Origin of the sequence: Mycetocola manganoxydans (genome assembly GCF_003667545.1) — a bacterium.
Taxonomy (GTDB): domain Bacteria; phylum Actinomycetota; class Actinomycetes; order Actinomycetales; family Microbacteriaceae; genus Mycetocola_A; species Mycetocola_A manganoxydans.
The window spans coordinates 54849-77507 of record NZ_RCUV01000017.1 but is presented as its reverse complement, the minus strand read 5'-3'; the positions used below and the strand labels follow the sequence as shown (position 1 = coordinate 77507).

The window sequence follows — 22659 nt, the reverse complement described above, 5'->3', positions numbered from 1 at the left end:
TGAGAAGCTGAAGAAGTGACTTCCGAGTTCGTGCCCCCGCATCCCCGCAACCCGGGTGACGCCTGGGTCTTCGCCGACGACGGCTCCAAGTACTGGGGACGTTTCGGTGCTGCCGGGCTTCTCGCCGTCGACCCCGATCGTGGCGTGCTCCTTCAGCATCGAGCCCTGTGGAGTCACTTCGGTGGCACCTGGGGTCTTCCCGGTGGTGCCCGTCACGAGGGCGAGGCTGCCGTCGACGGTGCGATCCGTGAGGCGAGCGAAGAGGCGGCCGTCGTTCCGGATGCCGTCCGGTCGCGTTTCAGTCACACCCTCGACCTCGACATCTGGTCGTACGTGACCGTGGTCGCCGATGTGATCGCCCCGTTCGAGCCGACCGTCTCGGACCCCGAGAGCCTCGAGATCCGCTGGGTCCCGGTCGATGAGGTCGATGCTCTGCCGCTTCACCCCGGATTCGAACGGATGTGGGCGTCGCTTCGCCGCGACCTCGCTGTGCGCCCGGTTCTCGTCGTCGATATGGCGAACGTCGTCGGTTCACGCCCCGACGGCTGGTGGAAGGACCGCGCCGGCGCTGCCGAGCGCCTCGGCGCGCAGTTGCGGTCGCTCGCCGGGCTCGGGATGCCGGCCGAAGCGCTCCAGCTTGGGCAGACACACTGGTGGCCCGAGGTTCTCGCTGTACTCGAGGGCCAGGCGAACGGCGCCTCGGTGGAGCCGGGGGAGCGCTTCGGTGTGGTCCGGGCCGACACCGACGGAGACTCCCGGATCGTTCACGAAGTGGAGCGGCTTGCGGGCCGGCCAGGGGCATCCGTCACCGTCGTCACGAGTGACCGGGAGCTGCGGGCGCGGGTCGAGGCGCTCGGTGCGCAGACCCGTGGCGCCGGGTGGCTCCTCGAGCAGCTGGACGCGCTGGACGGGTAAGCAGCTGGATGCGCTGGGCGGGTAGGCCCGTCGCGGCCGCGTCGAGACTCCTCTCGTGGCTATACCCGCAACTCGAGCTGCATGACCGCGCGATCCGGCGTCGGGCGAGATACTTCGCGAAAGCCATGCGCTTCGAACTGTGACACGATCCCGTAGTACAGCTCGGCGGATGTCACCTTCGCACGTTGAGATGGATCCACCGGGTACCCCTCCACGAGCCGTGCCCCTCCGCGTCGCGCATGCTCGATCGCACCGCCGAGCAACGCGCGCCCGATGCCACGTTTGCGGAACCCGACCCGCACGACGAAACAGGTCACTGACCAGACCGACGGGTCGTCCGAGGCTTCGGGACTCCCGCTGATCACCCGGGTGCGGTCGAGCCGGCCGTAGTTCGGGCGGGGCTCGACGGCACACCAGCCGACCGGTTCACCCTCGAGATAGGCGATCATGCCCGGCGCCGGGTCGAGTTCCTTCACCTGCTGTTTCAGGAGCGGCTCACAGGTCTCACGGCTGGCGGTCTTCCACTCTTCGGTACTCATCTTGAAGTACTGGCACCAGCAACTCGACGGGTCGCCACGGGTGCCGAAAACTCTCTGCACGTCGTGCCACGGGGCATCCGTCACGGAGACGATATCGATGGCTGCGTTCGTCATGACGAGAGCCTAGGGGAGCGGGACCGGCAGGTCGAGGGCCCCGAAGACGGGATCATTCCTCCACAGAAAAGAATCTCAGAAAGTTATTCACACCGGCCGTTTTGCGCGCTTATCCGGCGCCTCAATGTCGGTGGTCACTGGAAAACTTAAGCCATGGAGAACCCCAAGGAACCACCAGGAGACGCGTCGTCGTCGGGTGAGTCAGCGAGCTTCGGCGTTCCGCCGGTGCCCGTCTCGTGGGACGAGTTCGACAGCGCCCAGTGGCAGTCTCCGATTCTGAATCTGTCTTCGATCGAGTCCACGTACAGCGGGGCACTCGCCGACGGCTGCTCGAGCATTGTCGATGAGATCGCCCATCTCGACCGATCCGCGAATCGACAGCAGGCGTGGAGGATCGAGCGCATTGACGAAGCTCGTCGCTTGTCCGAGGCAACCTTGCACGGTGTTCAGGTGCTCGGTTCAGAGCTGTCAGAGGCGCAGCAACGCGAGATGGCACGACGCTCCCTCGTCGCCGAGCTGGCGTGTGCGCTGCGGATGCCGGAATCCACTGTCGTCGGCATGGTCACCGACGCCGAAGCCCTGATGCACCGGTTGCCGGCGACCATGGCGGCGCTGCGCGAGGGAGACATCTCGTACCGCCACGCCCAGGTCCTCATCGATCAGACCAACACACTCGCGCCGGAGGCGGCGCTGGTGCTCGAAGAGCAGGCGCTGGGGTACGCCCGCACTGTGACGGTGGCGAAGCTCCGGGTAAAGACTCGTCGGCTGCGCGAGCGCCTCGACCCGGAATCCATCTCCGCGCGGGCTGCGAGATCGGAGCGAGACCGTTGCCTCTGCTTCGAACCTGCGGATGACGGCATGGCGTGGCTCAGCCTGTATACGACCGCTCCGGAGGCCACCTCCATCTACTCGGCTGCTCGCGAGTACGCGAAAGCGGTGAAAGGCTCGGGAGACCCGCGCACTCTCACGCAGCTGACCGCGGATGTCTTCACCGACGCCGTATCCGCTGGACTGTCGGGTGATGGTGATCTCGTCGCGCACGCTCACGACACCAAAACGGATGCCGGCATCGGCGTCGGCGGCGATCCCAGCCCGATTGTGGTCCCTGGGCCGCTCCGGAGCGGCGAGTCAGGCACCAGACGTGGGTCGGGCACTGCGTTCGGGTGGATTCGTCCGACGGTGACGGTCACTGTGCCAGCGCTCACTCTTCTGGGACTCACCGATGAACCGGCGATGCTCGAGGGATACGGCCCGATCGATCCGGATACCGCTCGAGCACTCGCTGGCCAGTCGAACACCTGGTACCGCATGCTCACCGACCCGAAAACCGGAGCTCCGATCGCGTTCGACAGCACGACGTACCGTCCGACCACAGCGATGAAACGGTACCTTCGCTATATCGACGGAACCTGTCGATTCCCCGGCTGCAACCGTGCCGCCCAGCACTGTGACCTCGACCATACGAAGGATCACCAGTTCGGTGGTCCGACCGAGTGCGAGAACCTGTCGCATCTTTGTCCTAAACACCATCGGTTGAAGCACCAGACCACCTGGCGGGTAGAGCAACGCGGTGGGGGCCTGTTGGAGTGGACCTCACCGGGCGGGCGTACCTATGTCACCGAACCCGAAGTGCTGCTGACGCCACCCGAACCGCCGCCCGGCAACCGGGCGTCCGGACAGGTTACGCACCCAGACCCACCTACGTCGGCCAGATCACCCGACTCCGAGCAAGCTCCGCCGTTCTAACGAGCGCGCGCACGTCAGCCCTTGACCGCCCCCTGCGTGACGCCCTCCATCACCCAGCGCTGGGTGAACAGGTACACGATGATCGCGGGCGCCATCGCCATGAGGTATGACGCGAACGAGACGTTGTAGTTCGTACTGAATTGCGTTTGGAAGATGTTCTGGACCACCGGGATCGTCTGTTGCGAAGCATCCGCAATGATCAGTGACGGCATCATGAAGTCGTTCCACGAGGCGAGGAAGGCGAAGATGGCGACCGTCGCACTCATCGGCGCGAGCAGCGGGAAGATCAGCTGCCAGAATGTCTGCCACGTCGTCGCCCCGTCGATCCGCGCGCTCTCCTCGAGTTCGAGGGGGATCGAGCGCAGGAACGCGGTGAACAGCAGGATGCTGAACGACAGCTGGAACATGATGTGCAGGATCGTCACACCGACCGGGTTCGCCAGGCCGACCAGGCCGGTCAGTTGAATCTGGGGGAGTGCGACAACCGGGAACGGCAGGAACATCGCCGCGAGCAGGTAGAAGAACGAGTACCGGAACAGGCGGTGCTCCCAGTTGCGCACGATCGCGTACGACGCGAGCGCGGAGAGGAGAACTGCCCCGACGACCGATCCGATCGTCACGAGAACGGAGATCGTGAACGTGACGGGGAAGTTGGTGAGTTCCCACGCCTCCGCGAAGCCAGAGAAGTCGAACGGAGCGGGAAGTGAGAACGCATTGCCGTCGACGGCCTGCTTTGTTGATTTCATCGACATCGAGATGGTCACGTACAACGGCAGCAGCACCGTCAGCGAGCACAGGAAGAGGATGATCATGACCGGCCAGTTGGTGGTCTCCTGACCGACCTTGCCGCGTTTGCGGCGGCTGGTTGAGCCGGTCGTCTTTGGCGAGGAACCCGTCGCCGGAGCGAGCGGCTTCGTGCTTTCCTGCGTCATGAGAGTGCCGCCCTTCCACGGGTGAGCCGAAGTTGGAGTATCGAAATGATGACCGCGATGATGAAGAAGATCGTGGCGTTTGCCATCTGGTACGCGTAGTCGCCGCCGGTGAATCCGGTGAAGATCGTCATCGCGATGCTGCGGGTCGACGTGCCCGGCCCGCCGTTGGTCAGACCCACGATGACGTCATAGGCGTTGAGGTAATTCTTGAAGCCGAGAATGACATTGATCAGCACATATCCGGCGACGAGCGGGAGGGTGACCGAGCGCAGTCGCACCCAGGCACTGGCGCCGTCGATGTCCGCCGCTTCATAGACCTCACCCGGAATCGACAACAGCCCTGCGATGTAGATCAAGAGGGCACCGGGGATCGACTGCCACGTCGTGACGATGACGACCGCGAGCCAGGCGAGGTTCTCGTTCGCAAGGATCGACTCGGACAACCAGCCGATTCCGGCGGCGGAACCGAACGCGGGAACCGAGTTCGAGAAGAGGAACTTGAACACGAACGCGATGACGATGCCGGAGATGACCATGGGGATCACGAAGACCGCGCGCAGTGGCGTTTTCAACCGGATGCGGGATGTCAGGGCTACCGCGAGGAGGAACGCGATCACGTTGACGAGAATCACCGTGACGATCGCGAACCCGAATGTGAAGGCGTAGCTCGAGAGGATCGCGGGGTCGGAGAACACCGCGATGTAGTTGGTGAAGCCGACCAGTTCCCAGTCACCGAAACCGATGAAGTTGGTGAAGCTGTAGAAGATCCCGAGGATCGCCGGGAGCGTGATGGCGAGGGTGAACAGGATCAGGGTTGGCAGCAGGAACAGGTAGTAGACCGGATCGACCCGGGGTTTGCCACGCTTCGAACGGGAGCCGGCGATGTGGTCGCCCTGACCGTGTTCAGTCTTGTCGACGAGAGATCCCGCTGAGGCCGACGCCGGGGTGATGGGAGTGGTCATGTCGTTTCCCTCCTGATGTTTTCGTCAGTCCCGCAGAGCGAGTCGTGCCCAGTCGGCGTCGAGGCGACGGAGCGTCGAGTCGATGTCGGCGCCGGTCGCGATCGCCTGGATGTAGTTGGCGGTCGGGATGCTCAGGTGCACCCGCTGTGACGCCCCCAGGTAGAAGCGCCCGTCCTCGTAGTACTCCTGCATGCCGAGGATCCGCTCATCGGTGACGGGCGCAGCATCCGTCGTCGTTCCGAAACCGAGGTACGTCGCGTTGTACTCGTCCATGGTGTCCTGCTCCATGAGGAACGAGACGAACGTGCGCGCGGCATCCTGAGCGTCGCTGATCTCGGGAATCCACAGGGCGAGGTCGAGGTTCACCCGCACCTTGAGGTCATCGGGGTTGTCGGTGACGGGAAGCGGGAAGGTGCCGAGGTTGAGTTCGTCGTTGGTCTTCGCGATCTCGCCGAGTGCCCACGGACCCTGCATCAGCATGGCTGCTTCGCCGTTGGCGAAGGCGACGTTTCCGTCTCCGTAGGTGCGGCTCGCGGCGTTCTCATTTGAGTACCCGGCAAGCTCCACCATCTTCTTAACCGGCTCCGTCATGTCCTTCTGGAACGAGACGGGGGAGTCCGGGCCGACCTCGGTGCCGAGTTCGTTCATCTGCTCGAAGAAGTCGGCGACGTCGACGGATCCTCCGACGGTGTAGTCGAAGAGCCCCTGCGCGATGGTCCACGGCTCCTGGAACGTGCTGAAGATCGGCGTGACGCCGGCTGCTTCGAGGGTTTCGCACGCGTCGATTAGTTCGTCCCACGTCGTCGGGATGTCGATCCCGTTCTCTTCGAAGATGTCGACGTTGTAGATGACGGATGCCGCGGCGACAGAATAGGGGAGCACGCTCGTTCGACCCGGGTAGGTCGCGTACTGGTCGACGAGGTCCTGCACCTCGGGACGGATGCGGTCCGCCTCCGCCATGTCGGAGAGGTCGGAGAGAGCGCCGCGTTCCATGAAGCGCGACATCTCCATGTTGTAGTTGAGGAGTCCGACGTCGGGCGGGTTGCCGCGGAGGAATCCCGCGGAGAGGTTCGATGCGGTGTCGAGCTCCACCTCGACCTCGGACTGCTGTTCGTTGAACTGGGCGACCAGGTCGCGGAAGTACGGGATCGCCTCCGGTTTGCTCATGTGGAAGGTGATCTCGGTTGCGCCGCCGCCGGAGTTGGCGCACCCGGTCAGTGCGGCTGATACGCCGATGATGCCCGCCATGGCGAGGCTGAAGCGCGATGCGAATCGTTTGCTGTGGAGCACGTCGTTGTCCCCCCTGTTCAGGTGGGGTAATCCTGCTCCCGGGATGGGGAAAAGTACAAGGCCTTGCCCGGACCAATATTCGTCCGGGACAAGCGACCGCCCTGGGCCTACTTTTTGTCGGAGTGGTTGTCTCCGTCGTTGTTATGCGGGCTGGAGGCGAACAGGTCCAGTCCCAGTCGCCGGCTGAGGTAGGCGGTGGCCCGCTGCCCGCGGATGCTGTTGCCCGCGTTGTCGAGACGGGGCGAGAAAGTCGCGATCCCACCCTTGCCCGGGGCGACGGTCATGATGCCGCCGGTCACGCCGGACTTGCCGGGGAGGCCGATGTTGAAGAGCCACTCGCCGGACTTTTGGTACAGCCCGCTCGCGGCGAGGACCGCCAGGGTGTCGTGGCAGACCTCATCGGAGACGACCTGTACGCCGGTCACCGGGTTCACTCCACCGTGGGCGAGCGTTGCGCCCATCACGGCGAGGTCGGTCGCGGTGACCAGAAGAGAGCATTGCTTCGTGTAGATGTCGACGACTTCGAGGGGGTCGGAGTCGATGCGTCCGTAACTTTCAAGCAGGTGGGCGATGCCCTGGTTGCGCTGGTTGTGGGCGCTCTCGGACTCGTAGACGTCGGCGTCGACTTCGAGCTGTCGCCCGGCGAAGCGGGAGAACCCGTCGAGGATGCGTTCCCACTGGTCGTCGGCGGTCTTGCCGGGGATGAGAGCGGTGGATGCCAGTGCTCCGGCGTTCGCCATCGGGTTCATCGGGTGGCCGTCGTTGAGTTCGATCGCCATCACCGAGTCGAAGGCGAGACCGGTGTTGTTGACGCCGATGACCTCGAGGAGTTTCTCCGGGCCGAGCTCTTCGCACGCGAGCGCCCAGACGAATGCTTTGGAGATCGACTGGATGGTGAATGCATGGTCGACGTCACCGACTCCGTGCTTGGAACCGTCGTTTTCGACCACCGAGATGCCGAAGAGTTCGGGATCCACCTTCGCGAGGATCGGGATGTAATCCGCGACCTTCCCGTCGTCGGTGTCGACGCTGCGATCGTAAGCATCCTGGATCGCCTCATCGACAAGGTCGCTGTCGGGCGGCGCTCCGGTTGAAACCGAATACGGTACCGCGCTGACGTCGAGATCGATGTCGTCGAGGTCTACATCCATGAGTGCTCCTAAGCGTCATGTCATATTCTCCTGCACGCGGGATGGGCTGGCCTGCGAACGCTCCGATCGGGGCATCCGCTTTGCCGGAATGGGCGCTCACGGCCGGGCGCTGAGTGATCGGAGGGACCTCGATTGTCCTGTAGCATTGACGAGGTTGCCCGAGAGGGTGACTGGTCGCGGGCTGTGGCGCAGCTTGGTAGCGCACTTGACTGGGGGTCAAGGGGTCGCAGGTTCAAATCCTGTCAGCCCGACCGAATGTCCCGGAAACTCAAGGGTTTCCGGGACTTTTTAGGTTAACGAATTTGATTACCCCATCAAAAACCCACCTTTTACTCCTCTCACAAGGCCCTGAGGCCGCGCTCCCGTCCGTGGAGTTGACGTCGTTCTGGGTCAGGTTGGGTCCTTCGGGATTCTCGTGTGCACCTTCTGGGCATGAGTATCCACGACGATCGCCCAACCTCTCCACCCACCGACGCATGGGGTCTGGAGCCCCTGATGGACGTCGCCGAACTGGCGTCCTACCTCGGCATACCGCTCTCCACGGTCTACGACTGGCGCGTGCACGGCAAAGGGCCGACGGCCTACCGGTTCGGCAAACATCTGAAGTTCGCCGTTTCCGACGTGCGGGCCTGGATCGCCGAGCAGCGCGAACCGTCCAAATAGCTCGGTCACACCGATCGGCGGTGAACTGAGATGGCCCGGCCACGGTTGACGATCGGCACCTTCGGCGACGTCACCACGCGGTTGATGCCATCCGGCCGTTTCGAGGCACGAACCCGCTACCGTGACTGGGACGGTCGAGCGCGCCAAGTGCAGGCCACCGGCGCCACCGCCAAGGCCGCCGAAGGCGCGCTGAAAGCGAAGCTCGCTGAGCGGTCCCTGCTCCGGCCCACCGACTCCACCCTGACACCCGACAGCCTGTTCGCAGACCTCGTGACCTACTGGTTGAATGACATCGACCTGGAGGGCCGGATCTCCAAAACCACCCGGAACCTGTATGAGCGCAATATGCGCACCCTCGTCTCTCCGGCGTTCGACAGCCTCACGCTGCGCGAGATCGGCGTCGCCCGGTGCGACCAGTTCATCAAACAGCTAGCGAAGATCTCCTACAGCCGCGCCAAGCAGGCGCGGGTAGTGCTGCGGCTGGCGCTAGAGCTCGCGGTGCGGCATGAGGTCCTGCCGCGCAACCCGATGGACCACGTCTCCCGCCTGCACCGCGAGCCGCACATTCCCGATGCGCTCATGGCCCCCGAGGTGAACACGATCCGCGCGGCGATCGCCCAGTGGGAGAGCGCCGCCGACCACATCTCCGGCCCCAAGCCCGACGGCCAGCTCGGTGCGATCATCGAGGTGATGCTCGGCACCTCAGCGCGGATCGGCGAGGTGCTGGCCGTCCGTCGCCGGGACGTCGACGTCACCAGCCCTGTGCCCTCCATCCGCCTGGCCGGCACGATCATCAGCCGCAAGGGTGAGCAGACTTTCCGGCAGGATCACCCCAAAACCGCCAGGTCCACCCGCGTTGTGGCCATCCCCACCTTCACCGCCGACGCCGTCCGCCAGCGGCTCGCCAAGGTCGGAAGCCTGGGCCTGGACGAATTGCTGTTCCAGTCCCGGGACGGCACTCCGCTGACAACCGCGAACGTGCGCAGACAACTGCGGCAGGTACTGGAAGGAGCGGGCATCAAGGGAGTGACCCCGCACATGTTCCGCCGCACGGTTGCCACCGCGGTCAACACCAACGCCAGCATCGAACTCGCCTCAGAGCTGCTCGGCCACACGGACACCAAGATCACTGTGCAGCACTACATCCAACGCAGCGAGATGGTGAACCCGGCCACTGCCGCGCTCCTCGACCGGGCGTTCCCGAAGGATGACGAGTAAACGCGGTGCTGCCACGGTGGCAGCACCGTTCATCCCGGGTTTCGCCGCTTCTCAGCGGATCATCACCGACTTTTCGCGGTGCCGCCACGGTGGCGGCACCGCGTCTTCTGGGGCTTTGTTGGCGAGCGTCGACTGCGGATCGCGGTGGTGCCACAGTGGCACCACCGTCTCTTCTGGAGTTATACCCAAAGCCCGAGAATCAGGTCCTTGATGCAACGTGCGCGCCTCCTCAGATCTACCTTCCATTGTGCGCCGAGGATCGAGGGTTCGCAATGGCTCCATCCGCGAAAGCGGAACCCAAAACGGGATCTCTGAGCATAAAATCACATGGTCCGTCGGCTCAGCGACCAGGACAGGCGCGGCGTCCGGGGCATTCACGCGTAAGGAGTCCGACACGAGCGCACGCACGACCTACAACCGGCTGCTGTGCCCGGCGGCGTTCGTGTGGGCCGAGGCTCGAGGGAAGGACCCCGCCGTCGTCGCAGCGGCGGCCGATGCCGCAAGGAACGAGCCGAGCGCACGGAAAACGCCCCCAGGCTGTTGCGTAGACGCTTGCCGTGGGCGCGGATTTCGCGTCTATCGCAGCCCACTAGCTGAATCACGCCGAAGTCAGCTCAGACCCGATTGTCCGCGGCGGCTGCCGTGGGATTTGTCCCGTGACCTCCGTCAGGAGAAAGACCATCGTTGATCAGACTTCAAGCACGTTGCGTCCGGTGTGGTGAGGTCTGGTGTTTTGGCTGAAGGTTGGCGCTAATCACGAGCGACCCGGTAGCCAGGTCGACGGCAGCAAACCATCTTCTCTTGTCCCCGTTCCGAACGACGTATTGCAAAGTGCACAGTCGAGCATCCCGGACGTGGACACGGCATGTGGTCCCATGTGCTCGCACATCGGGCATTCGGTGTACTCAAAGATCGCACCGTGCGCGCCGTGGAGGATCATGGATAGCACCCTAGCGGAGTTTCGTCGGCCAGTATTTTCGACATTTGGCTCGAAAGGCTGCTGTGGTGTTCTCCATGGTCTTTTTGTCTGTTCGCGTCGATATTGGACGGCTGGTGCGCCCTGTCTGGCACGTTTCGGAGCGCCACGCCTTGGCTAGCTTATGTTGCGTCGAGTCGTGCACATCCGGAAGGTGCAGCTAGGAAGGAAGGTCCTCACCGCGCTTCTTGAGTGTGTCATATCGCCACGCTCTTGATCACCGCTCGCGAACCATCCGTTCGACGATTTGACGGGGTCTAAACTCACCCAGGGGGACTGCATGTGCTAAAGAAATCGCAGAAGCGGGGGACGACATTGTGGACAGCGTAGAGATAGATATTTTCTTGGGCGGACGCTCGCGATGGTTGGCCACGGTTTCCGATCGTGTCAGTCCCGACCGGTTGTCTGCGGTTGACGGGTTTGCTGGCCTCACTCCGTGCGAAAGGGCGCTGGTGACCGTCCACGTCGGGTTGGGGCACATGCTCGGTGTTGCCGAGACCGACTTGGTCGTCGACGGCTTCGTCTCAGGAAAGGCCATCAATTATCTGATTTCGCATTGGTGGCGATCGGGAAGTGCTGACGAGTTGACTTCGTCCTACCTCCTACCCTGTTGGATCGCACTGTTCCAGCTCGGCCGCGACACAGGTGTTTGCAGGGCAGACTTGCTCGCGCAACTCCTTTCGTCTCAAGCTGGACGGCGGATCCAGCAGTACACAAGCAGCAATCTCTCTCCTGTCGCAGGTGACGTCGAGGCGTTACGGGATCTCCTAATGCGCTCCGAAGCGGTCGAGTTCAGTGTGGAAACCGAGACTCATCAAGGAAGGGCTTATTGGTGGGAAGTTGAAGGCAGCCACCTCGATCTCGTCCGCGGGCTAGTCGAGCAGCACGGTGTTCGTGCCCTAGCGGGGAAGCTTTCGCTGCTTGAACTTATCGCGAGCATGTCGAGTGGCCCCGAGGTCGGCTGGGCCATTGAGGCGCTGCGAAAGGCAAAAGGCACACTCCACGTTCACCGGTCGATGCCAGGCGGATGGCCAGGCCCCGGTCTAACCGATATTCCTTCTTGGGTACGGGACGTGGTCACCGTAAACGGCGCGAGAATGTTCAACACATCCGCTGGGTATGTATCAGCATGGATGTTCGTTGCAGAGACTGATGAAGAGCTACATGCAGTCAACCGTTGGAGTTACGCACCCGCGATGGGTCTGGACCTAGACCAAGACCAGAGAGGCGTGACTTTCGTTGTGCCGCTCGAGTTCGGGCCGGCAGACACCGGCTACTTGACCTATCACTACAACGTCACAAATGCGTCCTCACTCAATTGGTTACGCGCACTATTGGCGGTGGGAGTGCTCCGTATTGAGGTCTACCGGCTTGACCCGAGCAGCCGGCTCCAATACGTCACTTCGTTCGGATTTCTCCTGCCAGAGGAAATTCGTGAGGCTGGTCGAGCTATCGTATCCGATCTGCTTGCGGCCAGCGGCGAGCCGTCTTGGTTTACCCCGATGGCGGCCCTCGACGGCCTGACCTATATGAGGCAGATCGAGCGAACCTTCTTTGAAAACCTCGCGGTTTGCGCACCAGAGCTAGACCGGGCTTCCTCCGTCGGGATCGCCTACAGGCACCGGCTGCAAATTCTCAAGTCAGCGACCGCGGACTGGTTTCGTGGTGCGGCCGTTGACGACAGGCTTCTCAGCGAGGCTACAGAGAAGCTGCGCATCGAGGTGTCGAAGTCCACGCGCGAAGCGCTTGAACCCTTACCTATAGAGAACCTCGGGCCGGGCCGGGCCATCGTACAGTTTGTCGCGACGTTGGATGCACCCCTGACCCTTCGCGCATACACCGCCTATGTCGACGATGAGACGCAACTGCACTACGAGACTTTCGAGTTCTCGGCGGAGCTGGATCTTTCTCAGCTGCCAGATGACCTAGAAGAACTAACCGCATACCTAGCTGAAGGACTCAGAAGACTGCGGGAGATTCAAGAAAAAGGGATCAAATTCGCAGTCGTGTCGGCAGGCGCGGGCATATACAACTTGCCGTTTCACGAGGCGTTGCTGGCGCTAGGTTTTGAAGAAGCGAGTTTTACCCATCGGGTCGAAAGCCTCCTGCCGCGACCGGCCGTGGACGGTGCCGGAGACTCCCTCGTTCTTGGCTTCTCGGGTGAGGGCGCATCCCACATTCCTGCGGTCGACACCGAGGTAGCGATCGTGCGATCCATCACTCAAGCGGCCCACAACGATGACTTCCACACCGGTCCGCTACCGTCTGTTGTGCACCTAGCCGGACACGCTCGAACAGGCAGTAGGGAGTACGAGGTGGGAATTCAACTTGGTCCAGCGGCGCCACTCTCTGCGGCGGCGGTGATGTTGGATCTCGATCTCTCTGAGACTGATGTTGTCTTTTTGTCCGCGTGCTCCACGGGAGCCGGCGACTTTCCGGTTGGAGAGCTAATCGGGGCGACGCCTCTCGATGTGACCTTCATAGAAAAGGGTGCGCAAGTCGTGATTTCGACGTCCGCACCTATCGACGATTTGATCGCATGTTTCTATGCGAGCATCTTCCACTCCGCCCTTGCGGGTGGCACAAGCGTTTGGGAAAGCTATCGTGTCGCTCGCGCCGCCACCGCATCGGCATCAGTACCAGACGACATGCATGCTCTGCACGAGTTACTTGCGAGTCAATGGCCGACGTGGAAAGACGACATCATGGCTCGCAATCGGGTATCGCCCGGTCAATGGAGGTTGTTCCGCATCTCGGGACGTCACTGGTAGCCGACTGAGTACGAAGGCTTGCGCTCACAGTGGCCTTGCGCTGACTTCGTGCCGCCGGCGCTGCAACTGACGTTGCGTTCAGCCTCCCGTTTGATCACGATCTGCCAGCACAAGCCCGCCGAGCCGGCTGCCGATGGCGGAGCGCGACATGACTCAAGCGAGGCCTCCGACGCAGGTTCAATCACTCCCCGCACGCGTTATCGTGCCGGCCGTTGCGAGTGCGCCAGCCAACAAAGATGTGCAGCGGCAGGTCCGCAAGCTTGGCGTCGCGGATGCCGCGCACGCAGGTGGCGGCACACTGATCAGCGAGCAGATCCTCGTTGTGAACCAAAAAGCCAAGTTATTCGAAAGGAAAGCTGAGTATTCGGTCTTCAGTCAGCACGCACACAAGGTTGGCGGCGTCCGGCAGTTCGGCACGGGCATGTCGCGAATGGTCGTCGGGCGGGACAACGCCACCAAGCGGCTCGAGATCGTCGACGCGTCGGGCCGCCCGATCTTGACGCTCATCAAGCCGGCCACAGTTCTGAAATCGAAAGTGACCGTCATGCGTCACGATGGTACGCCCGTGGGTAAGATCGTGCAGGAGAACCTTGGTTTGATGGCATCCCCGTTCGGGGGCCGGTTCAACATTCGCTTTCGGATGTAATCGGACTATGTGCTTCAAATGCATCGAACGCTTGAAGATCCTCTGCTTTCGCTTATGGTATCCGCGGCGCTCGCCGTGGATACGGTACTGAGACCGTGCGAGGACCAGCGAAGTCGCTGACAGACGGACCTCGCGGGTCAGGTGGCAGAGGCGCGTTCATCTCCCACTCTCTTCTCCTACTGATGGGAACATGGTGATCATGGCCGGCAGATCTCTGAGCGACGACATGCACGTGCGCGACTTCGCCCGCGTACTCAGGCGGCTGGAGCCGCACCTTCCTGTCTCAGACGCCTACGAGCGTGACCTGCCCCAGCTCAGGGGTACTTGGTGGTCGAGTCAAAAAGAGCACATGGTCCGCTGGTTCAGTGACCAGGACAGCCGCGGCTCGGGGGCGTTCACGCGTGCGGAGCCCAACACGAGCGCGCGAAAAACGTACAACCGCTTGCTGTGCCCGGCGGCGGTCGTTTGGATGGCAGAGGCGCTAGGGGAGCACCCCGTCGTTGTGCAGGAAGCTGCCGATGCAGCGAGGGACGAGCCGGGCGCCAGGAAACGTTCAGGGCTGCTGCGCAAGCATCTCCCGTGGGAGCGAATCGCACAGCTCGCGCGGGAGGTCCGGTATCCGGATGACGCTGGGCCCGGCATTTGAACGAGTGACGCTGTCGGACACATACGGTCGTGCCGGGCGAGAACGCAGCGACCACAGCGTCGAAGGCAGCCTTGGTAACCGGGCGGCGAAGCAACGGTGGTGCTACCGCTGGAATCTGCCCCCGACCGTGCGGGCGCCCTGTCTCCCCTCAGCCTCTCGGCTGGGGGGCACAAAGCCTGTTGCAAGCGGAAGGACTGCTTTGCACCCGTTCCTGTCCTGGCGCTTACGGTCGTGCCGCGTCAAGCTAGCGAGTGATCGGAGACCTAGACCGGTAGCTTCTCTATGGCTGTCGCGAACCGCTCTCGGAAGCGCTTCTGCTGTCCGCTGCCCGGAAATGGGATGAACTCGTCATGGAGCAACGGTAGGCCAGCCTCGAGGATCGGGCCCTGCAGAAGCTCAAAGACATTCTGCTTCACCAGAACGACTCCGTCCGGCTTGAGCTCGGCGGCGAGCGAGACGGTCGCGGCAATGTTGCGCTGCAACGCGACGGCTCGCTCTGATGGTGAGTGATGGTTGACCGGCACCGAAGCGAGATCGATTAGGTAAACGCCCCCGGCCTTGAGCTTCTCTAGCCAGGGCACTTTTGCGTTCGGCCCCGTCGCCAGCGCTGGATTGATGATGAGGGCTCGGACGACTTCACGGAATAGTCCGTCCTTGCCGGTCAAGTTTTCGTCGTAGAAGAAGCGCCGCTTGGCAATGTCGCCACCGTCGTCAGGCGCACTCTCCGCGATGAGTAGCAGCCGGACATGATCAGGCTTCCAACGAGCGCGGCGCTCCGAGTACCAAGAATCTTCACTCATCCATGCTCCATGCCAATGACTCTAGAGGAAGACATGAACTATCCCGCCTGAGTCAGGATCAGATCAGATACTGCTTCGGGCCGAGCATCGCTAGGGGTCTGCCCGGCGGGCTCGGGTGGCGAGGGTTGCCCTTGTTGGTCAGAGGATCCCAAGTGAACAACCGGACTCCCATCTGGTCGAGCAGCGCCACGACGTCGGTCTTCGCGCGCTTGAGCGTGCGGTGGGGCATGTTTCCCCACGCGCCGAGCACCTCGGTCGCGCCATATCTCAGCAGCACCTGTTCGATCGCGGCGCAGTTCAGCGCCGATAGGGCCGCGTCGAACGCGGAGAGCTGGCTCGGCTTGGGCGAACGCTCCGGATAGAGGTTGAGCATGACCCAGCCGGCGTAGCCGTGGCGCACGCTGGCCTCGATGAGCCTGTTAACGGTCCTGTCGGCCTGTGCTTCCCGCGCGTGCGAGGGGTTCATGCCGATAGCGATGAGCGGTGGAGCGCCTGCGCTCGACCTGGAAGTGTTGCCGAGGGCGAATCGGTGCGACTGCACGCCGGGGTCCGGCTCCCAGAAATCGGGATCGTGGCCTGGTGGATACTCGATCATGATCTGCTGCCCCGCTCCATGAAAACGACCCTATCCAGAAACGATGTCGAAGTCGTAGAGAGCGGGTCGGCGGTACTTCCCTCACTCCGATGCAGTAAGGGATCCCGCGTGACTGCCTAGAACCCTGCCTCCAACCCCAAGTTGAAATTGCCAGCGCAAAGGTGAGCAGACTTTCTGGCAGGATCACCCCAAAACCGCCAGGTCCACCCGTGCTGTCGCCATCCACACCTTCACCGCCGACGCGGTCCGCCGGCGGCTCGCCAAGGTGGGGAGTCTGGGTCTGGACGAATTGCTTTATCCAATCCCGGGACGGTACCCCGCTGACAACCTCGAACGTGCGCAGACAACTGCGACAGGTACTCGAAGGAGCCGGCATCAAGGCAGTGACCCCGCACATGTTCCGTCGCACGGTTGCGACCGCGGTCAACGCCAACGCCGGTACTGAACTCGCCTCAGAAATGCTCGGCCACACGGACACAAGATCACGGGGCAGCACTACATTCAGCGCAGCGAGGTGGTGAACCCGGCCACCGCCGCGCTCCTCGATCGGGCCTTCGCGAAGGACGAAGGTTCACGGTGCCTCCGCGGTGGCGGCACCGTTTCACGCGGTCGTTGAAGAGAGGGCCTCGACAGCTTCGAGGAACAGCTAGCCACGAAAGCCGATTAAGCCGCTCCCGGCGGCTGACGCACTAACTTGGGCTGGCGCTGCTGCCGATCGCGGTCAGCGGATCGTCCAACACCTTAGGGTGTCGTTGAGACTCGCGAGTAGAAGTCTCGACTCGGATCGAAGCGCTTCACGAGCCAGCCTCCGACCTCCTGGGCTGTGGAGGCCCACCGAAGGGCATGGGAAGGGCCAACTGAATCACCGTCTCCGTGTGCAATCTTTTTTCGGGCATTCACGAGCGCACCCAGATCGCTGCGCCTGTTCCGGAGGCCGGAATCGTCATCGAGAAAGTCCGTCAGTTCGATTGCCCACTCGGGATGAAAGGATTGCACAAAATCGATCAATTGGGCGGGGCGCACACCCTGGCCGCCCCGCAGTCCGGATCGGATGCGATTGGTTACGAGGTCGATCGCTACGCGACTGACGAACAGATCGGCGACGTCGTCGCGGACCGCTTCGATATACCCCGCAGCGCGCACAATCGTGTAACGGGAGAGTGCCACAGTGAGATCACCTGCCTTTGGGTCAAGACCCTGGAGCACCGTTGTCAGCTCGAGCAGGTCTTGTTTGCGGCTCCGAACGGCGGCCGGCGGCCAACTGGTCACGCGGAGAAGGCCTTCGCTGCCTTGTCTAGCCGGAGTAGTACGAAGTCCTTGTCCGCTGTGGAGCGCGTGGTGGCAGTAACAAATTCCGCGTCCTTATCCAACGCGTCGATCGCTAGCTGAAGATTTGTGGTTAGCCTCCCATCAGCAATCGCGCGCATGGCACCCACGAAAATCGCTTCCGTTCGGGCCGCATTGATCTGGGAAGCCCCTTGGTTGCGAAGTGCCGAAGGCCCAAGGGGCAAAAGGACCTCGGCCGCCTGTTCAAACAACTTGCTTGCGGCGACCACCGTGTCGGTGGGCTGACGCACGGTGCTCGCAAAGCTGTTGAGGAACGTTTTCAGCGGTCGTGCGTACTTATCAGCATTGGTGAACAGTGCGATGATGCGGAGCGTGAGCTCCTGGTCGCGCAGGCGGGCGCTACGTGGGCCATACAATCCACGCCAGGACTCATTCGAGTTCAGCCGTTCGAGGAGTTCGATGATGGGCCCCGCGGAAAGTGCAACCCGTATCTCATGAGCGGTCAGTTGAGTTCCACCTGAATTGAGGCGCTCGAAGATTTGGTAGATCGCCTCGTTCATCTCTGCTGAGCCGTCTGTCGTCACGATTGTCGCGTGTAGATAGGAGTCGTCTAAACGAAACTGGAGAGAGTCGCCGAGCGTCTTGTACGTCAGGCCCTTGAACTGCTCGCTGACGTTTTTCAGAGAGAACTCCTTCTTCGCGTGGATCCCCTCATAGAACCTTTGAAGAGTGAGCAAACGTTGCTGCCCGTCCAACACGAGCAGCCGATTGCTTGCCGTTTGCTTGACTAGGAATATGCCCGGGATCGGAAACCCGAGAAGAAGCGATTCGATAAATCGGTCCATCTGAGCCTTGGTCCAGACGAATCCGCGTTGGAACCCGTCTGTGTCGATTCTGGCATCGTCCTTTCCGTAGGTCGGAACAAGCATCGATCCGCGATCCAAGCGAAGAACAAGGCCCGCCACATCGAAGGACTGGGTCGAGAACGTGACTGCGGAGGAAATCTCTTCCGCAGCCGTGATGTCCTCAAGCTCGTCGTCGGTGAGTACGCGGTCGAATAGATTTGGCGCGGTCGGATCAGGATCAATGTGGGTCATGTCCCAACGATATCGGTGTCGCGTTCGGAGGCCGGAGCTGTTTTCGACTGGGAACACTTGAGTACCGCGTTGTCCGAAAACCTGTGCTAGCCAGCCGGAAACGGGCTCGAAAGCCCTACGCAGGAGGCGAGGAGGAATCAAACGGTAGTCATGAGGGCGCTGACGCCGCGACGGCGTTGAGGCCGCGATCTCGACGATCCGGCTTCAGCGGCCTCTTGAGCGACCGGTTCGAAACCCAAACCTGAACTGCCACGCCTCTTGCAGGTCGAGGTGGCGCACCTCTTAAGCAATATGGGAGGTGTCCCGGTGACGGTGTCGATGCGGGTAATGAGCGCCGGCAATGGCTACAAGTACCTGCTGCGCACAGTGGCTGCTGGAGACGGGCAGCGGTCGCTGTCCACGCCGTTGACTCGTTACTACGGCGCGAAAGGAACGCCGCCGGGTCGATGGATGGGAAGCGGCCTCCCTGGCCTCGGCTCGGGTCGCATCGTCGAGGGCGATGAAGTGACGGAGCCACATCTGCAGAGCTTGATCGGGTTGGGGCGAGACCCGGTCGACGGCTCGCCTCTTGGTTGCGCCTATCCCGTGTACCGAAGCCCAGCAGATCCAGCGCCGACCGGCATGTCCCAGGAGATGAGTGCCCGGCGACGTGCGGTCGCCGGATACGACTTCACGTTCTCGATTCCGAAGTCGGCGAGCATCCTTTGGGGTGTGGCGGACGCAGCGACACAGTCGCGGATCGCGGAGGTGCATCATGCGGCAGTTGCCGAGGTCGTCGCATTCATGGAGCGCGAGATCGCGGCGACGCGGACGGGAACCACGGCGCACGACGGAGCCGTTGCGCAAGTCGAAGTGACCGGCCTGATCGCCACGGCGTTCGACCATTTCGACAGCCGGGCCAGTGACCCTCACCTGCACACGCACGTGGTGATCAGCAACAAAGTGCAAACCGTGTTCGACAGCAAGTGGCGCTCTCTCGACGGCCGACCGATGCACGCGGCAGTGGTTGCGCTTTCCGAACTACATGAAGCCCTGTTCGCCGACGCGCTCACTCGAGCGCTCGGCGTGCAGTGGGAGAGGAGGGAGCGGGGGAGAGATCGCCACCCCGCGTGGGCGATCAGCTTCATTCCCGAGGCGCTCGTCGCGGAATTCTCGACCAGGTCGCGACACATCGATGTCGAGACGGACGAGTTAATTGAGGCGTACGTGGGAAGGCGCGGTCGTCGTCCCGGGCCGGCCACCATCATGAAGCTGCGCGCTCAGGCCGCGCTGTCCACACGACCGTCAAAGCAAGTGCGCTCGCTCACAGAACTCACCAGAGAATGGCGTGCACGAGCGGAACAGGTGCTGGAACGGGATGCAACGACATGGGCGAGCACCGCCTCCGCCGGCTCCCCGGCGCTGCTGATACGTGCAGAGGAGGTGCCGCCCGAAGCCGTCCATTCGCTGGGGTTGAGCGTGATGACGGCGGTTAGCGAGAAGCGGTCCACCTGGCGGCATTGGAACCTCGTAGCCGAAGCGGCGCGCCAGACCATGGGGCTCCGATTCGCGTCGGCATCCGAGCGCGAAGCCGTCCTCGACCGTGTCGTCGATGCCGCCGAACGCGCGTCGCTGAGGATCACGCCGCCCGATCTGGCGTCGAGTCCGGAGGCATTCCGGCGAGAGGATGGGACATCAGTGTTCCGCCCGAGGCGCTCCCTCGTGTTCACGTCGTCGGAGCTGCTCGACGCGGAGACCCGACTGCTTGAACGCGCAGCTAATGAGAAAGGACCACGAGTCGCACTGGCAACCTTGCGTTCGGTTTCCCGGACGCCGATGCCCGGTGTGGATGTACTCGCCGATAATCAGCTCGGGGCGCTCGAGAAAATCGCTGGGTCCGGACGCGTCATCGATGTCCTCGTGGGCCCGGCCGGCGCCGGCAAGACAACGGCAATGTACGCGCTCCGGCAAGCCTGGGAGGCGGCACACGGTGCGGGATCAGTCATCGGGCTTGCCCCCTCGGCGGCCGCCGCGCAGGTTCTGGGGGAGGATCTCGGCATCCCCACCGAAAACTTGGCCAAATGGTGGCAGAACCACTTGGTTCACGGAGCGACTTTCCGCTCCGGTCAACTCGCGATCATCGACGAGGCGTCTCTCGCAGGGACACTGTCCCTAGACAGGGTGACCGCGCTCGCTTCCGACTCCGGCGCGAAAGTCCTTCTGGTTGGCGATCACGCCCAGCTCCAGTCAGTCGATGCAGGCGGAGGGTTCTCGCTACTGGTTCATAATCGGTCGGATGCGCCTGAGCTCGTCGACGTCTACCGGTTTGCCGAAGAGTGGGAGAAGGGGGCATCCCTCGGGCTGCGTCACGGCGACCCCGAGTCCATCGAGCTGTACGTCGCACATGATCGCATCCGCGAAGGCAGCACTGACGTAATGGCGGATGCCGCATATGAGGCTTGGAGAAGTGACACCCATGCCGGCAAGCGAACGCTTCTGATCAGTGATTCGAACGAGGCGGTGGCGTCGCTGAACCTGCGCGCGCGGACGGAACTGATTCTGGAGGGTCGTGTCGATGCTCTCCGTGAAGTGGCCCTTCATGACGGGACCCGCGCGGGCGTCGGTGACACCGTGATCACACGCCGGAATGACCGGCGGCTTCGCGCGGGGCGGTCGTGGGTGCGCAATGGAGACCAGTGGACCGTGGTCGCAGTGCACCGAAACGGCTCGGTCGAACTCCGACCGCACGAGAGAAGAAGCAGCGTGTTACTTCCCGCTGAATACAGCCAGCGCCACATTGAACTCGGCTACGCGATCACCTCTCACCGTGCGCAAGGCATCACCACCGACACCGCGCACGTCGTCGTCGCCTCCAGCATGACGCGAGAGAACTTCTACGTCGCCATGACGCGAGGCCGCGAGACAAACACGGCCTACGTGGCTGTCGATCAGCCGGATGTCGCGCACGTTGGACCTCGCCCGGGCAATGACACCGACCCGACAGCGCGCAGTGTCCTCTATGGCGTGCTGCAGCACGTCGGTGCCGAATCGTCTGCGCACGCGACGATCGCGGGGGAGCAGGACGCATGGGGATCGATCGCGCAACTCGCCGCAGAGTACGAAACCATCGCCGCGGCCGCGCAACGGGAGAGGTGGGCTTCGATCCTGCGGGACATCGGGCTCGCTCCAAGCCAGGCCAACGACGCCGTCCATTCGGACGCGTTCGGGGCGCTGACGGCAGAACTCCGTCGAGCCGAGGCACTTCACTTGAATGTCAGAAGCCTCCTCCAGCGGACCGTTGTGGCCCGCGGATTCGACGACGCCGAGGACGTCGCCGCCGTCCTGCACAGCCGGATCGCCTCAGCGATAGCCCGAAACGGCGGTGCCAGTCGTCCCGGGCGCGAGCCAGCCCTGTTGGTCGGGCTCATCCCGCCAGCGCTGGGACCGATGGAACCTGACATGCGGCGCGCTCTCGACGAGCGCAGCGAGATGATGGAGGCACGAGCAAGTGTCGTACTAGATGCGGCATTGCTTACCAGGGCCCCGTGGGCCCTGACGTTGGGGCCGACACCGCGCGGCTCCGCCGCAGCCGCGTGGCGGCGATCCGCATGCACGGTCGCCGCGTACCGGGACCGTTACGGGGTCGTTAGTGCGAGAGCCCTCGGTCCGTCACCTCGAACGATGGCCCAGGAACGGGACGCCGCCCGTGCTCGTGCCGCACTCCGCGCGGCGCAGCAACTCGCGGAACAGGGACATGCTTTCGAGACATCAGGAGTCGTCATTCGGTCAGGACGCAAGCCTGTCGGCCTCCGGTTCTAGCTAAGAGCTAGCAGCCGGTAGCGCCGCCGACGCGTTAAGCTCTTCATTCCAATACCGTCTGACGCTCGATCTGCCGAGGTCCACAAACGAGTGCGACGACGGCCAGTAAGTAGCCCAACTACAATCGGGGGAGTCATTGCTCTACTCCCAGGACTGGATCACTAATTGCAGCGGCCGTATGAGGCACGCGGGATTCTATTGATCGAAGCAACACCTACTTCTTAAGTGGTTCGGAATAATTTCGTATTTCTTGGTCAGCAGCAGGGGTTCGGCTTCTTGCCGAAAATGAAGAAGGCCGCGGTTCCGGACCCTCCGGCCGCGACGCCGGTATCGATAAGGAAGTCGGCTACCGCTGGCTGCGCGAGTTGTACCCGCACCTGCGTCGGGCGGGCAAGACGCCGGCCAAGACAATCGCGGATCTCGGGTTCACCACGTCCCGAGTGCTCGTATCGGAAGCCGACGTCGGCCGGGTCACTGACCGCCGGCATGCCGAGCAGCGACTCGGTGCAGTGC

18 protein-coding genes and 1 tRNA gene are annotated in these 22659 nt (G+C 62.8%); 10 read left to right on the top strand and 9 right to left on the bottom strand.

Translation table 11 applies throughout. The annotated features are described in order from the left end of the window. Window positions 1-15: 15 nt before the first annotated feature. Window positions 16-915 (top strand): NUDIX hydrolase, encoded by a 900-nt coding sequence (locus D9V29_RS12495; protein WP_121673659.1) that lies wholly within the window; start codon window positions 16-18, stop codon window positions 913-915. 59 nt (window positions 916-974) lie between these two features. Here the strand turns inward: D9V29_RS12495 and D9V29_RS12490 are convergent, their stop codons facing one another. Next, window positions 975-1568 carry a GNAT family N-acetyltransferase gene (locus D9V29_RS12490; protein WP_121673658.1) on the bottom strand — a complete coding sequence of 198 codons (594 nt, stop codon included), beginning with the start codon at window positions 1566-1568 and terminating at the stop codon, window positions 975-977. 153 nt (window positions 1569-1721) lie between these two features. Between D9V29_RS12490 and D9V29_RS12485 the strand changes: the two genes are divergently transcribed. After that, window positions 1722-3314: an HNH endonuclease signature motif containing protein gene (locus tag D9V29_RS12485; RefSeq protein ID WP_121673657.1), complete on the top strand. Its 1593-nt coding sequence runs from the start codon at window positions 1722-1724 to the stop codon at window positions 3312-3314. A 14-nt stretch (window positions 3315-3328) separates the two neighbouring features. On the opposite strand, the gene D9V29_RS12480 is transcribed toward D9V29_RS12485, so the two are convergent. The 4 genes from D9V29_RS12480 to glsA all read right to left on the bottom strand — a co-directional run bounded on the left by D9V29_RS12480 (window position 3329) and on the right by glsA (window position 7649). After that, the gene (locus D9V29_RS12480; RefSeq protein ID WP_121673656.1) at window positions 3329-4246 is read right to left on the bottom strand and encodes a carbohydrate ABC transporter permease; all 918 of its coding nucleotides are present in this window, start codon (window positions 4244-4246) and stop codon (window positions 3329-3331) included. Continuing rightward, window positions 4243-5208, bottom strand: coding sequence for a carbohydrate ABC transporter permease (locus tag D9V29_RS12475; RefSeq protein WP_121673655.1), 966 nt, complete (start codon window positions 5206-5208; stop codon window positions 4243-4245). The genes D9V29_RS12480 and D9V29_RS12475 overlap by 4 nt, the downstream gene beginning before the upstream one ends. Window positions 5209-5232: 24 nt before the next feature. After that, a complete protein-coding gene (locus tag D9V29_RS12470; protein WP_121673676.1) occupies window positions 5233-6456 on the bottom strand; it encodes an ABC transporter substrate-binding protein in 1224 nt (407 codons plus the stop codon). 149 nt (window positions 6457-6605) lie between these two features. Further along, window positions 6606-7649: a glutaminase A gene (glsA, locus tag D9V29_RS12465; RefSeq protein ID WP_121673654.1), complete on the bottom strand. Its 1044-nt coding sequence runs from the start codon at window positions 7647-7649 to the stop codon at window positions 6606-6608. Between the two features lie 177 nt (window positions 7650-7826). Between glsA and D9V29_RS12460 the strand changes: the two genes are divergently transcribed. The 6 genes from D9V29_RS12460 to D9V29_RS12435 all read left to right on the top strand — a co-directional run bounded on the left by D9V29_RS12460 (window position 7827) and on the right by D9V29_RS12435 (window position 14569). After that, a tRNA-Pro gene (locus D9V29_RS12460) sits at window positions 7827-7900 on the top strand. Window positions 7901-8081: 181 nt separating this feature from the next. After that, the gene (locus D9V29_RS12455; protein ID WP_229790572.1) at window positions 8082-8312 is read left to right on the top strand and encodes a helix-turn-helix domain-containing protein; all 231 of its coding nucleotides are present in this window, start codon (window positions 8082-8084) and stop codon (window positions 8310-8312) included. 45 nt (window positions 8313-8357) lie between these two features. Then, entirely contained in the window at window positions 8358-9530 is a 1173-nt protein-coding gene (locus tag D9V29_RS12450) for a tyrosine-type recombinase/integrase (RefSeq protein WP_229790573.1), read from the top strand. Between the two features lie 1428 nt (window positions 9531-10958). Next, entirely contained in the window at window positions 10959-13277 is a 2319-nt protein-coding gene (locus tag D9V29_RS12445) for a CHAT domain-containing protein (RefSeq protein WP_147436287.1), read from the top strand. Window positions 13278-13410: 133 nt separating this feature from the next. Continuing rightward, the gene (locus D9V29_RS12440; protein ID WP_121673650.1) at window positions 13411-13923 is read left to right on the top strand and encodes a hypothetical protein; all 513 of its coding nucleotides are present in this window, start codon (window positions 13411-13413) and stop codon (window positions 13921-13923) included. A 199-nt stretch (window positions 13924-14122) separates the two neighbouring features. Beyond that, window positions 14123-14569 carry a hypothetical protein gene (locus D9V29_RS12435; protein WP_147436286.1) on the top strand — a complete coding sequence of 149 codons (447 nt, stop codon included), beginning with the start codon at window positions 14123-14125 and terminating at the stop codon, window positions 14567-14569. A 263-nt stretch (window positions 14570-14832) separates the two neighbouring features. Here the strand turns inward: D9V29_RS12435 and D9V29_RS12430 are convergent, their stop codons facing one another. Together D9V29_RS12430 and D9V29_RS12425 are read right to left on the bottom strand one after the other, a co-directional pair. Further along, complete coding sequence (locus D9V29_RS12430) at window positions 14833-15369, bottom strand: hypothetical protein (protein WP_121673648.1); 537 nt, start codon at window positions 15367-15369, stop codon at window positions 14833-14835. 58 nt (window positions 15370-15427) lie between these two features. Beyond that, a complete protein-coding gene (locus D9V29_RS12425) occupies window positions 15428-15964 on the bottom strand; it encodes a DUF1643 domain-containing protein (protein ID WP_121673647.1) in 537 nt (178 codons plus the stop codon). Between the two features lie 161 nt (window positions 15965-16125). Between D9V29_RS12425 and D9V29_RS15215 the strand changes: the two genes are divergently transcribed. Continuing rightward, the gene (locus tag D9V29_RS15215) at window positions 16126-16485 is read left to right on the top strand and encodes a tyrosine-type recombinase/integrase (RefSeq protein ID WP_310793914.1); all 360 of its coding nucleotides are present in this window, start codon (window positions 16126-16128) and stop codon (window positions 16483-16485) included. A gap of 220 nt (window positions 16486-16705) precedes the next feature. On the opposite strand, the gene D9V29_RS12415 is transcribed toward D9V29_RS15215, so the two are convergent. Together D9V29_RS12415 and D9V29_RS12410 are read right to left on the bottom strand one after the other, a co-directional pair. After that, entirely contained in the window at window positions 16706-17233 is a 528-nt protein-coding gene (locus D9V29_RS12415; protein WP_121673646.1) for a HEPN domain-containing protein, read from the bottom strand. Continuing rightward, complete coding sequence (locus D9V29_RS12410) at window positions 17230-18348, bottom strand: DUF262 domain-containing protein (RefSeq protein ID WP_121673645.1); 1119 nt, start codon at window positions 18346-18348, stop codon at window positions 17230-17232. Before D9V29_RS12410 ends, D9V29_RS12415 begins: the two co-directional genes overlap by 4 nt. Window positions 18349-18666: 318 nt before the next feature. Between D9V29_RS12410 and mobF the strand changes: the two genes are divergently transcribed. Continuing rightward, window positions 18667-22146: a MobF family relaxase gene (gene mobF / locus D9V29_RS12405; protein WP_121673675.1), complete on the top strand. Its 3480-nt coding sequence runs from the start codon at window positions 18667-18669 to the stop codon at window positions 22144-22146. Window positions 22147-22659: the final 513 nt, after the last annotated feature.

Bases quoted from the DNA above. Each gene is read 5' to 3' on its own strand.
- D9V29_RS12490 (WP_121673658.1), bottom strand. From the start codon at position 1,568: ATGACGAACGCAGCCATCGATATCGTCTCCGTGACGGATGCCCCGTGG.
- D9V29_RS12485 (WP_121673657.1), top strand. From the start codon at position 1,722: ATGGAGAACCCCAAGGAACCACCAGGAGACGCGTCGTCGTCGGGTGAG.
- D9V29_RS12480 (WP_121673656.1), bottom strand. From the start codon at position 4,246: ATGACGCAGGAAAGCACGAAGCCGCTCGCTCCGGCGACGGGTTCCTCG.
- D9V29_RS12475 (WP_121673655.1), bottom strand. From the start codon at position 5,208: ATGACCACTCCCATCACCCCGGCGTCGGCCTCAGCGGGATCTCTCGTC.
- D9V29_RS12470 (WP_121673676.1), bottom strand. From the start codon at position 6,456: ATGGCGGGCATCATCGGCGTATCAGCCGCACTGACCGGGTGCGCCAAC.
- glsA (WP_121673654.1), bottom strand. From the start codon at position 7,649: ATGGATGTAGACCTCGACGACATCGATCTCGACGTCAGCGCGGTACCG.
- D9V29_RS12455 (WP_229790572.1), top strand. From the start codon at position 8,082: ATGAGTATCCACGACGATCGCCCAACCTCTCCACCCACCGACGCATGG.
- D9V29_RS12440 (WP_121673650.1), top strand. From the start codon at position 13,411: ATGGCGGAGCGCGACATGACTCAAGCGAGGCCTCCGACGCAGGTTCAA.
- D9V29_RS12435 (WP_147436286.1), top strand. From the start codon at position 14,123: ATGGCCGGCAGATCTCTGAGCGACGACATGCACGTGCGCGACTTCGCC.
- D9V29_RS12430 (WP_121673648.1), bottom strand. From the start codon at position 15,369: ATGAGTGAAGATTCTTGGTACTCGGAGCGCCGCGCTCGTTGGAAGCCT.
- D9V29_RS12425 (WP_121673647.1), bottom strand. From the start codon at position 15,964: ATGATCGAGTATCCACCAGGCCACGATCCCGATTTCTGGGAGCCGGAC.
- D9V29_RS12410 (WP_121673645.1), bottom strand. From the start codon at position 18,348: ATGACCCACATTGATCCTGATCCGACCGCGCCAAATCTATTCGACCGC.
- mobF (WP_121673675.1), top strand. From the start codon at position 18,667: ATGCGGGTAATGAGCGCCGGCAATGGCTACAAGTACCTGCTGCGCACA.